The organism is Arthrobacter sp. AG258, assembly GCF_004364695.1.
Taxonomy (GTDB): Bacteria; Actinomycetota; Actinomycetes; order Actinomycetales; family Micrococcaceae; genus Arthrobacter.
Genome location: NZ_SOBI01000009.1, coordinates 188,657 through 201,112 on the forward strand (window position 1 = coordinate 188,657; position 12,456 = coordinate 201,112).

Sequence of the window (12,456 nt, forward strand, 5' to 3'; positions counted from 1 at the left end):
TAACTAAAACGGGTGGTGGGGCGGGGTTTCGACAAGCGAAACTCCCGGCTGTCCGGCGCTATTTTTGGCGCTTGTAGAACGGGAGGCCGACGACTTCGAAGGGTTCGGCCTTACCGCGAAGGTCGACTTCGAGGGAAGTTCCCGGCGCCGAATGCTCCACGTCGACGTAGGCCATGGCGATGGGGTAGCCCAGAGTGGGCGAAGGCTGGCCGGAGGTGACCTCACCGACGGTGGCGCCGTCTTTCAGGACCGGGTAGTGCGCGCGGCCGGCCCGGCGTCCCCGGCCCTTGAGCCCCACGAGGCGGCGGCCGGAGGTGCTGCCTGCACCGGCTTCCTTCTTGGCTGCCAGCGCGGCCTTCCCGACAAAGTCGCCTTCCTTGGACAGCGCGACGACGGCGCCCAGGCCGGCGGCGAACGGGTCGCCGTCCAGCGAGAGTTCGTTGCCGTAGAGCGGCATTCCCGCTTCGAGGCGGAGGGAGTCGCGGGACGCGAGCCCTGCGGGGGTGAGCTGGCCCTCGTCGGCAATGGCGATCAGCGCCTGCCAGAGGCCCGGGGCGTCCCCGTTGTCCACGAAGATCTCGAAGCCGTCCTCGCCGGTGTACCCGGTCCGGGCCAGCAGCAGGTCCAGGCCCGCACCGCCCACCAGGAAGGGGACCTCGACGGCGGCGTAGTACTTCAGCCCTGTCACCAGGGAATGCCGGGCTGCCGGAACCAGCCGCAGCAGGATCGATTCTGCTGCCGGGCCTTGGACGGCGATCAGTGACGTGCGGGCTGAGGCGTCCTCCACCTTCACGTCGAACCGGGCGGCACGTTCCTGCAATGCTGCCGCGACGGTGTCTGCGTTTCCTGCGTTGGGGACCACCAGGAAGACGTCGGTGCCGTCCGGCGCTGCCGGCCGGCGGTAGGTGATGAGGTCGTCGATGATGCCGCCATCGGCGTTGCAGATCAGCGAGTACTTTGCCTTGCCCACGGCCATGGCGGAGATCTTGCCCGCCAGGGCGTAGTCCAGGAACGCGGCGGCCTCGGGGCCGGTCACCCAAACTTCTCCCATGTGGGAGAGGTCGAACAGCCCGGCGGCCTTGCGGACCGCGTGGTGTTCGGCCAGTTCGGAGCTGTACTTCAGCGGCATCTGCCAGCCGCCAAAGTCCGTGAAGGAGGCGCCGAGCTTTTTATGCTCGTCGTAGAGCGCGGTGTACTTCTCAGTCATTGAAAGTCCTTTGGGAGCGGTGGTTGAGCTGGTCGAAACCGGGTGCCGGCCGGCTCAACCACCGGAGCGGTCTAGTTCTCGAACCCGGCTGTGCTGTCCTCGAACGCTTCGAGGGGCGGGCAGGAGCAGATGAGGTTGCGGTCGCCGGCGGCGCCGTCGATCCGGCCGACGGGCGGGAAGTACTTGTCCTGCTTGTGGTGGGCCGGGAACGCTGCCTGCTCCCGCGGGTAGGCGCGGTCCCAGTCAGAGGAGACGACGGCGGCGGCCGTGTGGGGTGCGTGCCGCAGCGGTGAGTCGGTGACGGCGAAGTCGCCGTTGGCCACCTGGTCAATTTCCTTGCGGATGGTGATCATGGCCTCGATGAAGCGGTCGATCTCGGCCAGGTCCTCGGACTCGGTGGGCTCCACCATCAGCGTGCCCGCGACGGGGAAGGACAGGGTGGGGGCGTGGAACCCGAAGTCGATCAGCCGCTTGGCCACGTCCTCGGCCGTGACTCCGGTCTTCGCGGTGAGTTCGCGCAGGTCCAGGATGCACTCGTGCGCCACCAGCCCGCCTTCGCCGGTGTAGAGGACCGGGAAGTACTCGTTCAGGCGGGACGCGACATAGTTCGCGGCCAGCAGCGCGGACTTGGTGGCCTCGGTCAGGCCCTGCCCGCCCATGAGCTTCACGTACGCCCAGGAAATCGGCAGCACACCGGCCGAACCGAACCTGGACGCCGAAATCGCCACCCCGTGCCCGGGCTCGTGCGCGGCCTTGTTCGCATCGCCCGGCATGAACGGTGCCAGGTGCGCCTTGGCGGCAACGGGCCCGACGCCGGGTCCCCCGCCGCCGTGCGGGATGCAGAAGGTCTTATGCAGGTTCAGGTGCGAGACGTCCCCGCCGAACCGGCCCGGCTGGGCCAGCCCCACCAGTGCGTTCAGGTTGGCCCCGTCGATGTAGACCTGGCCGCCGGCAGCATGCACAGCGTCACAGACTTCGCGGACATCCCCATCGAACACGCCGTGGGTGGAGGGGTAGGTGATCATGATGGCCGAGAGGACGTCCTTGTTGGCCTCGATCTTGGCCGTCAGGTCGTCGTGGTCGATGGTGCCGTCGGCAGCCGTGGCAACCACGACCACCTTCATGCCCGCGAGGACGGCGGAGGCGGCGTTGGTGCCGTGCGCCGAGGCTGGGATCAGGCAGACGGTGCGCTGCTGCTCGCCGCGGGAGTGGTGGTAGCCGCGGATCGCGAGCAGCCCGGCGAGTTCGCCCTGCGAGCCGGCGTTGGGCTGGATGGACACCTGGTCATACCCGGTGATCTCGGCGAGGTCCGCTTCCAGGCCGGCGATGAGTTCGCGCCAGCCTTCGGTCTGGGAGTCCGGGGCGAACGGGTGGATCGAGGCGAACTCCGGCCAGGAAATGGCCTCCATCTCAGCCGTCGCGTTCAACTTCATCGTGCACGAACCCAACGGGATCATGGTGCGGTCCAGCGCCAGGTCACGGTCCGAGAGCTTCCGGATGTAACGCAGCAGCTGGGTTTCAGACCGGTGCGTGTTGAACACCGGATGCTGCAGGTAGGCCGAGGAACGCTCGACGCCGGCCTCCAGCCCAAAGCCCTGGCCCTCGCTGTGTCCCTCGGCAACCGGGGCGCCGAAGACGTCGGCGACCTGCGCGACGATGGCCGGCGTCGTGGTTTCGTCGAGGGAGATGCCTACGGTGTCGGCGTCGATGGGCCGCAGGTTGATGCCGCGGGCCTCGGCGTCGGAAATCACTGCTGACGCACGGCCGGCAACACGGACCGTCAGGGTGTCGAAGAAGGAAGTGTGCAGGACATCCAGGCCGGCGGCCTTGAGCGCCGCGGCGAGGGTACGGGCGTGGCCATGCGTCGTTTCCGCGATCGCCTTCAGCCCGTCCGGGCCGTGGTACACCGCGTACATGGACGCAACGATGGCCAGCAGCGCCTGGGCGGTGCAGATGTTGGACGTGGCCTTCTCGCGGCGGATGTGCTGCTCGCGGGTCTGCAAAGCCAGGCGGTAAGCGGGAACGCCGGCGTCGTCCTTGGACACCCCAACCAGGCGGCCGGGCAGGGAACGTTCCAGGCCCTTGCGGACAGCCATGTAGGCGGCGTGCGGCCCCCCAAAGAACAACGGCACACCAAAGCGCTGGGCCGAGCCAACGGCAATGTCCGCGCCCTGCTCGCCCGGAGGTGTGATCAGTGTCAGGGCCAGCAGGTCCGCAGCCACCGTAACCAGCGCGCCGCGGTCCTTGGCAGCGGTAATGACGGCGGACTGGTCCCACACCCGGCCGGAGGCGCCGGGCTGCTGCAGCACGACGCCATTGATGGCACCCTCCGGCAGGCCCTTGGACAGGTCCGCGACCTCCACCTCGAAGCCCAGCGCCTCGGCGCGACCCTGCACGATGGCGATGGTCTGCGGAAGAACGTCGATGTCCAGGACCGTCTTGCCGTCCTTCGCTGCCGCGGACTTGTTGGCGCGGCGCATCAGGAGCACGGCCTCGGCCACGGCGGTGGCTTCATCCAGCAGCGAGGCGTTGGCGATGGGCAGTCCCACCAGGTCCTGCACCATGGTCTGGAAGTTCAGCAGTGCCTCGAGCCGGCCCTGCGAGATTTCCGGCTGGTACGGGGTGTAGGCGGTGTACCAGGCCGGGGATTCCAGGATGTTGCGGCGGATCACCGGCGGCGTCACGGTGTCGTAGTAGCCCTGGCCGATCATCTGGACTGCCGTCTTGTTCTTGGCGGCAAGCTTCCGCAGTTCCGTGAGGACTTCAACCTCGCTGAGGGCGTCCTGCAGACGAAGGGCAGATTCCTGACGGATGACCTTGGGGACGGCGGTGTCAACCAGTGAGTCGACAGTGTCGTAGCCAACGGCTTTGAGCATGGTATCGACGTCGGCCTGGCGGCGCGCACCGATATGGCGGTCGACGAAAGTGGTGGAGGCTGGGCTAACCGGCACGAAGGAACTCCATTTACTCAGGCGGCGCAGGGTACGCCACAGCGATTCGGGTTCCTCCCCGCTCTGTATTGGACCTGAGAGTTTCCGCGGTGCCTGCCTGGCAGGACCCGCTTGCACCGTCGGTGAGCACACCGGCTCCGAATCCCCGATTGGGGGTCATGGGAACCGCCTGCTGCTTTCCAGAGGCGCCTCGCCGCGGCGGTACGGGGGCCTGCGAGATTCCTGGGGAGGATTTGCTCCTACGGCGCCTGCCTGTACACCGGCAGAACTCTCCCGCCGCAGATCAAAGGCTATTCACTTGTAAACCAGCCATGTGCTGGATCATGCGGGCCGGTGACAGCCCTCACAACATTCCATTGTCCTATGCCGCAACCCTTCCCGGCAAATGGCGGAGGCTACCTGCGAAGCCGCTCAAGGGCCGCCAGGAGTTCCTCCACGTCAGCCGCCGCTCCCCCTTGCGGCGCCGGACCCACGGACAACATGGCGTTGAAATACAGCCCGTCCCCCATATACAAGACCGCTTTGGCCAGCCCCGGCCCCACGTCGGCCGCGATCTCGTCCAGCCACCGCTGCTGGATGGCCGCGAAACGGCGCCGCGTTTCCTGGTGCGCCACTTCCGCCAGCCTGGTGGCGGCAACGATGGCCCGGTCCAGCGGAGTGTCCGCCCAGACGGAGGAGCGGATGAAGTAGGCCGCCGCCCCCTCGGCGGCCGCGGCCATGGCGTCGGCGTCCTCTTTGGCCAGCCCGTCCAGGCGGTCCAGCAGCACTTCGATGAGCGCTTCCTTGTTGGGGAAGTGGTACAGCAGTCCCCCCTTGGACACGCCTGCCTTTTTGGCCACCGCGTCGAGCGTGGCCGCCCGCTCCCCCACGTCGATCAAGAGGGTTTCGAAGGCGTCAAGGACCGCATCACGGGCTACAGGCTTTCGGGGCATGCTTCCCATCATGCCTTCCGCCGGCGTCGAAAAGGGAAACGGCAAGGTTTTAAACTGTACCGTCTGGACGGTATAGTTATTTTATGACGACTTCCCCTTCGACCTCGGCGCCTGCACGCAGCGGCGGAGCGGCCGGGCGGTCCCCGCGGCGCGACTGGCTCGCACTGGGGCTGCTGATGTTCCCGGTACTGCTCGTCGCCGTGGACAATACCGCCCTGACATTCGCCCTGCCCGCCATCACCCGCGCCCTGGAACCCTCCGGCGTGCACGTGTTGTGGATTATTGACGCTTATCCACTGGTATTGGCCGGTCTCCTGGTATCGATGGGAAGCCTTGGCGACAGGATTGGGCGGCGCCGGTTGCTCATTATCGGCAGCACGGGCTTTGCCGGATTGTCCGCCGCAACGGCTTTTGCGCCCTCCGCGGAGTGGCTGATCGCCGGAAGGGCCGCACTGGGGTTCTTCGGGGCGATGCTGATGCCCTCCACCTTGTCGCTGATCCGCAACATCTTCCCGGAGCCCAACCGCCGACGGATGGCCGTCGCCATCTGGGCTGCCGGATTCTCCGGCGGCGCAGCCTTGGGGCCGATCTTCGGCGGCTGGCTGGTGGAGCATTTCTGGTGGGGCGCCGTGTTCCTGGTGGCGGTGCCCCTGATGGTTCCCCTGCTGGCACTGGGCCGAACTTTCATCCCGGAATCCAAGGACCCGTCGCCGGGAAGAGTGGACGTCCCGAGCATCCTGTTGTCCATGCTGGTGATGGTCCCCATGGTCTACGGCATCAAGGATGTTGCCACCGAAGGTCCGGGCCTAACGGGCCTTGGCAGCATGGCGTTCGGCCTGGCGATGGGCGTGGTGTTCGTGCGGCGCCAGCACCGCCTGGAACACCCCCTGCTGGATATGTCGCTGTTCCGGAACCGGGTGTTCAGCATGGCCATCAGCGCCAACATCCTGGCCCTGTTTTCCTTCAACGGCTTCATCCTGTTCCTTGCCCAGCACCTCCAGCTCCTTGAGGGCCTGAGCCCGTCAGCGGCGGGCGTGGCGATGATTCCGGCGCTGGCAGCCACGGTGGCGGCCGGCTTGGTGGTGGTGCCGCTGGTTCGCAAGGTCCGCCCTGGCTACGTGGTGGCGGCGGGGCTGGCGTTCAGCGCCACGGGATACACCCTGGTGGCGTTTGGAAACCACGACGGCGGACCCGCGCTGCTGCTGGCAGCGCTCCTGGTCCTGGCGCTGGGCGTGGGGACGGCGGAGACCATTTCGAATGACCTCATCCTCGGCTCCGCGCCGCCGGAAAAGTCAGGGGCCGCCGCGGCGATCTCCGAAACCGGCTACGAGGTGGGCTCACTGCTGGGGACGGCCGTCCTTGGCTCCATCCTGACGGCCTCCTACCAGCACAACCTGCGCCTCCCGGCCGGATTGGATGGCATGCTCCCGGGCGCCTCGCTGCACAACGCGGGGGAAACGCTGGCCGGCGCCATGGAAGCGGCCGCCGTCCTGCCCGGTCCGCTGGCGGACGCGGTCCGGGACGCCGCGGCGGCGGCGTTCGATTCCGGCGTGCACGTCACGGCGGCAATTGGGCTGGTACTGATGGCGACGGCGGCAGTCCTCGCCGCCGTCGTGCTGCGGAAGGTACCCAAGGCCACCTGACCGCACGGGGACCGCAAAGGGCGCCCGGTGCCGGATGAGTTCCGGTACCGGGCGCCCTCGTGCGGGACGCTCGGCCTACTTGGAGTCGGCAGTGGTCACCTTGGCGGTTGGCTTCATGTTTTCAGCCTGCACCATCCAGGCAAACTGCTCGAGCCGGGCGATGAACTCGTGCAAAAGGTCCGCGGAGGTGGGATCTTCCTCATCCACCTCGTCGTGGACCTTGCGCATGGTGCCCACAGCGGCTTCCATAGCGGCAACGATCCGCTCAATGGCGTCCGCAGTGCTGATCAGCCCGTCAGGGAACTGGGCCAGGCTGGTGGTTTCGGCAACGGTGGAGCTGCGGCCGTCCGGGAGGGCGTGCAGGGCGCGCATCCGCTCGGCAGTATCGTCGGCGAACTGGCGGGCAGCGTCAACAATCTCATCGAGCTGCAGGTGCAGGTCGCGGAAGTTGGTGCCCACGATGTTCCAGTGCGCCTGCTTGCCCTGGATGTGGAGTTCGATCAGGTCGGCCAGGACTGCCTGCAGATTGTTGGTCAGTGTCGGTGAAGCTTTCATGCATCCTCCTCAAGTGGTCCAATATGGCTGACGCTACCAGCCGTGGGCTGCCCCGCGGCCGGCAATCCGGAAATTTCTCAGTGAGCTTACTAATTGTGGAAATCAGTCATAAACGAATGTGGTTCATATTGCGTCTTGCATCACAGGGCCGGCACCCTCATACTAAATGAACGCCATTCATATAGTGACCTCCGTCTCACAGCCTTTCAGAAAGTGGTGCCATGACAGAGACAATCCGCACCAGTACCTCCAAATCCGGCCCCCACGCCCACGCACCGTCCACGGGCGGCGTCAGCGCCAAGGGACTCAAGGGCGGGCAGCTCGGCCTGCTGGCCGTCGTCGTCCTGGGCATCTCAACCATTGCCCCCGCCTACACGCTTACCAGCGCGCTTGGACCCACCGTCAACGAAGCCGGGCTCCAACTGCCAGTGATCTTCCTGATCGGTTTCATCCCCATGATCCTGGTCTCGCTCGCCTACCGGGAACTCAACGCCGATTCCCCGGACAGCGGCACCACCTTTACCTGGGTCACCAAAGCGTTCGGCCCCTGGATCGGCTGGATGGGCGGCTGGGGCCTGCTGGCCGCCAACATCATCGTGCTGTCCAACCTGGCCGGCGTCGCCGTCGACTTCTTCTATCTCTTCCTGTCCCAGGTCACAGGCTCCGCCGAGCTGGCAGACCTGGCGGACAACAAGGCGCTCAACGTCGTCACGTGCTTCGTGTTCGTGGCACTGGCCGTCTGGGTCAGCTACCGCGGCATGCACACCACCAAAATGGTGCAGTACAGCCTGGTGGGATTCCAGCTGCTGGTGCTGGGCCTCTTCGTCGCCATGGCATTCGCCAACTGGTCCACCTCGGAGACCGCCATCCCGTTCAGCTGGGACTGGTTCGACGTCACCAAAATCGAGACCTTCGGCCAGGTTGCCGCCGGCATCTCCCTGTCGATCTTCGTGTACTGGGGCTGGGACGTCTGCCTGACGGTTAATGAGGAAACCGCCAACGGCAAAAAGACCGCCGGCGTGGCAGGCACCCTCACCGCGGTCATCGTCCTGGCCATCTACCTCCTGGTCAGCATCGCCACCATGATGTTCGCCGGCGTGGGAGATACCGGCAACGGCTTGAACAACGCCGAGAACCACGAGAACATCTTCACGGCGCTGGCCTCCCCCATCATGGGCCCGTTCGCCATCCTGATGTCCCTGGCGGTGCTCTCCAGCTCGGCTGCTTCCCTGCAGTCCACGTTCATGTCACCGTCCCGCAGCCTGCTGGCGATGGCCCACTACGGCGCCCTGCCGGAACCCTTCAGCCGGATCAGCCGGAAGTTCGCAACGCCGGGCTTCGCCACCATTGCTGCCGGCGTCGTCTCCGCCGGGTTCTACGCGGTGATGCATGTGGTCAGCGACAACGTCCTGAACGACACCATCCTGGCGCTGGGCCTGATGATCTGCTTCTACTACGGCCTCACCGCACTGGCCTGCACCTGGTATTTCCGGCACAGCCTGTTCAACAGCGTGCGCCACTTCGTGTTCAGGCTGGTCTGCCCGGTGGTGGGCGGCGTGGGGTTGTTCGTGGTCTTCGTCCAGACCGCCGTGGACAGCCTGGCGCCCGAGTTCGGCAGCGGTTCCGAGGTCTTCGGCGTGGGCCTGGTGTTCATCCTGGGCGTAGGCATCCTGGCCCTGGGCGCCGTCGTCATGCTGGTCATGTCCCGCACGCACCCGGGCTTCTTCCGCGGCGAAACGCTCAAGAAGGATACGCCCGCCCTGGTAGTCCCGGAATAGGGCGAAGCGTTCACGAAAAGGTGCCGTGCCCCCAACCGGGCACGGCACCTTTTCCGTTGTCACGGAGGGGTATTTTGGTAACGACGGCGGCCGGAGACACAGCAGCGCCGGCCGCCCCGGAGGGGCAACCGGCGCCGGGAAGAACGGGTGGGGCTCAGCCTTCGCAGTCGCGGCAGTACTTCAGGCCGTCCTTTTCGCGGGCCACCTGTGACCGGTGGCGGACCAGGAAGCAGGACGAGCAGGTGAACTCGTCGGACTGCTCGGGAACCACAATGACGGTGAGTTCCTCGTTGGACAGATCGGCGCCGGGGAGGTCGATGCCTTCAGCGGTGTCATTCTCGTCGACATCGATGACTGCGGTCTGCGCGTTGCCGCTCCGGGACGCCTGGAGGGCCTCCAGGGAGTCAGCGGGAGACTCCTCTTCCTGCTTGCGTGGAGCATCGTAATCGGTAGCCATTAGCATGTTCACTTTCGTTGCTGCACAGCGCCATTTCAGGCACCTCAGTGAAGCAGTTTAGGGCATCATCCGGGCCCCGGCGCAATAGTGTGGCCAAGCAGACATTCAGTTGCCGCCGGACACCCTTCCCAGGTGTTCGGAGCGGGCATGGTCGGCGCCGACGGAGACTCCACTCAAGGCGGGAAGCCACCCCCACCGGGTGGCATCGGCCATGGCGCCGGCGGCCTCGGACTCTGATTCGCAGGTAAAGGTAGCAATGGCCCAGTCGCGGAGCCGGGTGAGCAAGGTAGCCGTCATGCCTGAAACCTACGCAGCAATTGTTGTGGCCACGTTTCGCGGCGGTCTCCCCCGGATTAATTCCAGCCTTCCTGCTGCTTCAGCAGGGCGGGGCCGTGCTGCTGCGCAGGATGAGCTCAGGTTCCACCACCAGCGTCCTGGGCCCTTCCGCACCGCCGAGTACCCCGAGCATCATGTCCATGCAGCGACGGCCCAGCTCTTCGAAGTCCTGCCGGACCACGGTCAGCGGAGGGCTGAAGTATGCCGATTCGGGCTGGTCGTCGAAGCCCACCAGGGAAACGTCCGTCGGCACCTCCAAGCCTGCTTCGTTCAGGGCGCGCAGGATCCCCAATGCCATCTGGTCGTTGCCCACGAAGAGGGCCGTGGCGCGCCGGTCAGCAGCCAGCCGACGGCCAATGGCGTAGCCGCTGCCCGCACTCCAGTCTCCCTCGACCAGGAGATCCGCCTCGAGCCCGGCGGCTTCCAGGGCGGAACGCCAGCCGTCGGACCGCGCCACGGCGTCAATCCAGTCCTGTGGCCCGGCGACATGCCCGATCCGGCGGTGGCCCTGCGCTATGAGGTGCCGGACGGCCAGTTTGGCTCCCTTGCGCTGGTCCACCCGGACACCGCCAACGGCGTCATTCCCGTCGGACCCCACGGCCACTACCGGCACTCCGATAGCGAGTTCCGCCAAGGCCGCCAACGTGGCCAGGTGCGGAACAATCACGACGATCCCGTCCACCGCTTGGTCCAGGAAGTGCCTGACCGCGTCCAGGATGGTGTCCCTGGTGACTTCCCGCAGCGCAGCGACGCTGACAAAATATCCCGCGTCCCGCGCGGCCCGTTCAACTCCCAGCAAGGTGTTGGCCGGGCCGTACTGCGACAACTCGCTGCCCAGGACGCCGATGGTCTGCGAGCGCCGGGTGACCAGGCTGCGTGCTGCTGTATTGCGGCGGTAGCCGAGTTCGGCAATCGCCGCTTCCACCTTGTGCCGGGTCTCCTTGCTGACGTTGGGGTGCTTGTTGACCACCCGCGAGACGGTTTGGTGCGAGACCCCGGCCAGCCCCGCCACGTCCTCAAGCCTTGGCAGCCGCCGCCGGGGCCGGTAGCCGGGCTGCGCCACGGAATCAGATCCCGCCGGCGAGTTTGTAGTAGGCGGCGTTCCAGTTCAGGTCCTTCTTGAACTGGCGGATGGTGGTGCCCTCGTCGATGGTCAGGAGTTCGGTCTTGGCGATCTCGGCGAAGTCCTCGAACACCTCCATGCCCACCTGGGTGGAGAGCACGGTGTGGTGGGCGGCGCCGGCCGTGAGCCAGGCGGCGGCGGACGTGGCGAAGTCCGGCTTCGGCTGCCAGAGCGCGCGGGCCACGGGGAGGTTGGGCAGCGGCTGGTCCAGGGGAACCACGTCGACGGCGTTGGCCACCAGGCGGAAGCGGTCCCGCATGTCGGACAGGGCGACGACGACGCCCGGGGAGGCATCGGCGTCGAACACCAGCCGGACCGGGTCCTCTTTGCCGCCGATGCCCAGCGGGTGGATTTCCAGGCGCGGCTTCGACGCCGTGAGCGAGGGGCAGACCTCCAGCATGTGGGCGCCCAGGATCTTCTCCGCGCCCGGTTCCAGGTGGTACGTGTAGTCCTCCATCAGGGAGGCGCCGCCGGGCAGGCCGGCACCCATCACCTTCGCGGCGCGCACCAGGATGGCGGTCTTCCAGTCGCCTTCGGCGCCAAAGCCGTACCCGGCGGCCATGAGCCGCTGCACGGCGAGGCCGGGCAGTTGGCGGAGGGCCCCCAGGTCTTCGAAGGAGGTGGTAAACGCGGCGGAGCCATTGGCTTCGAGGAAGCTGCGCAGGCCCAGCTCGATCCGGGCGCCGTACCGCAGCGATTCATGCCTGGCCGCGCCTGCGCGGAGCTCCGGCACCACGTCGTACAGGTCCTCGTACTCGGCCACCAGGGCGTCGACGTCGGCCTCCGCCGCGCCGTGCACGGCGTCCGCGAGCTCATTGACGGACCACGTGTTCACCGCGACGCCGAAGCGCAGCTCGGCCTCGGTCTTGTCGCCTTCGGTGACGGCGACGTTGCGCATGTTGTCGCCGAAGCGGGTCAGCTTCAGGGTTCGGACGGCGGCCCAGCCGGCGGCCGCGCGCTGCCAAGACCCCACCTGGCGTGCCACCTCGGGGTTGGAGACGTGCCCGACGACGGTCTTCCGGGCGATGCCAAGGCGGGACTGGATGTACCCGAACTCCCGGTCGCCGTGCGCGGCTTGGTTCAGGTTCATGAAGTCGAAGTCGATGTCCGCCCAGGGCAGGTCGCGGTTGGCCTGGGTGTGCAGGTGCAGCAGTGGCTTGCGCAGGAGGTCCAGGCCGGAGATCCACATCTTGGCCGGGCTGAAGGTGTGCATCCAGGCCGTCACGCCGATGACTGAGTCATCGGCGTTCGCTTCCAGCGCGGTCCGGCGGATGGCATCCGAGTCGGTCAGGACCGGCTTCCAGACGATCTTTACCGGGACGGCGGAATTGGCGTTCAGCTGGTTCGCGATCTCCTGGGACTGGGCGGCCACCTGTTTGAGGACTTCCTCCCCGTAGAGGTGCTGGCTGCCGGTGAGGAACCAGACCTCGTGGCCGTCCAGGGTGGTGTTTGCGGCGGTGTTCATGCGTACTCC

The 12,456-nt window shown here is 66.7% G+C and carries 10 protein-coding genes and 1 riboswitch; of the genes, 2 read left to right on the forward strand and 8 right to left on the reverse strand.

Annotated elements, in window-relative coordinates; genetic code table 11:
• Positions 1–58: 58 nt before the first annotated feature.
• From gcvT to DFO47_RS18210, 3 genes are all read right to left on the reverse strand, one after another.
• Positions 59–1,207: a glycine cleavage system aminomethyltransferase GcvT gene (gene gcvT, locus DFO47_RS18200; protein WP_133832535.1), complete on the reverse strand. Its 1,149-nt coding sequence runs from the start codon at positions 1,205–1,207 to the stop codon at positions 59–61.
• A gap of 71 nt (positions 1,208–1,278) precedes the next feature.
• Positions 1,279–4,158 (reverse strand): aminomethyl-transferring glycine dehydrogenase, encoded by a 2,880-nt coding sequence (gene gcvP, locus DFO47_RS18205; RefSeq protein ID WP_133832536.1) that lies wholly within the window; start codon positions 4,156–4,158, stop codon positions 1,279–1,281.
• Between the two features lie 189 nt (positions 4,159–4,347).
• Positions 4,348–4,444, reverse strand: a riboswitch (glycine riboswitch).
• Between the two features lie 109 nt (positions 4,445–4,553).
• On the reverse strand, positions 4,554–5,090 hold the full coding sequence (locus DFO47_RS18210; protein ID WP_109863889.1) for a TetR/AcrR family transcriptional regulator: 537 nt from the start codon (positions 5,088–5,090) through the stop codon (positions 4,554–4,556).
• Positions 5,091–5,173: 83 nt separating this feature from the next.
• Here DFO47_RS18210 and DFO47_RS18215 point away from each other — a divergent pair, with 83 nt between their 5' ends.
• Positions 5,174–6,733, forward strand: a complete 1,560-nt coding sequence (locus tag DFO47_RS18215) for an MFS transporter (RefSeq protein WP_133832537.1) — start codon at positions 5,174–5,176, stop codon at positions 6,731–6,733.
• Positions 6,734–6,808: 75 nt separating this feature from the next.
• Here the strand turns inward: DFO47_RS18215 and DFO47_RS18220 are convergent, their stop codons facing one another.
• Positions 6,809–7,288 carry a DNA starvation/stationary phase protection protein gene (locus DFO47_RS18220; RefSeq protein WP_018762120.1) on the reverse strand — a complete coding sequence of 160 codons (480 nt, stop codon included), beginning with the start codon at positions 7,286–7,288 and terminating at the stop codon, positions 6,809–6,811.
• Positions 7,289–7,509: 221 nt separating this feature from the next.
• Between DFO47_RS18220 and DFO47_RS18225 the strand changes: the two genes are divergently transcribed.
• The gene (locus DFO47_RS18225; RefSeq protein ID WP_018762119.1) at positions 7,510–9,066 is read left to right on the forward strand and encodes an APC family permease; all 1,557 of its coding nucleotides are present in this window, start codon (positions 7,510–7,512) and stop codon (positions 9,064–9,066) included.
• Positions 9,067–9,220: 154 nt separating this feature from the next.
• On the opposite strand, the gene DFO47_RS18230 is transcribed toward DFO47_RS18225, so the two are convergent.
• From DFO47_RS18230 to araA, 4 genes are all read right to left on the reverse strand, one after another.
• Positions 9,221–9,523, reverse strand: a complete 303-nt coding sequence (locus DFO47_RS18230) for a DUF4193 domain-containing protein (protein ID WP_018762118.1) — start codon at positions 9,521–9,523, stop codon at positions 9,221–9,223.
• A 105-nt stretch (positions 9,524–9,628) separates the two neighbouring features.
• Positions 9,629–9,820 carry a hypothetical protein gene (locus tag DFO47_RS18235; RefSeq protein ID WP_109863891.1) on the reverse strand — a complete coding sequence of 64 codons (192 nt, stop codon included), beginning with the start codon at positions 9,818–9,820 and terminating at the stop codon, positions 9,629–9,631.
• A 79-nt stretch (positions 9,821–9,899) separates the two neighbouring features.
• Positions 9,900–10,922 carry a LacI family DNA-binding transcriptional regulator gene (locus DFO47_RS18240; RefSeq protein ID WP_243835534.1) on the reverse strand — a complete coding sequence of 341 codons (1,023 nt, stop codon included), beginning with the start codon at positions 10,920–10,922 and terminating at the stop codon, positions 9,900–9,902.
• Between the two features lie 4 nt (positions 10,923–10,926).
• Positions 10,927–12,447, reverse strand: a complete 1,521-nt coding sequence (araA, locus tag DFO47_RS18245) for an L-arabinose isomerase (RefSeq protein WP_133832538.1) — start codon at positions 12,445–12,447, stop codon at positions 10,927–10,929.
• Positions 12,448–12,456: the final 9 nt, after the last annotated feature.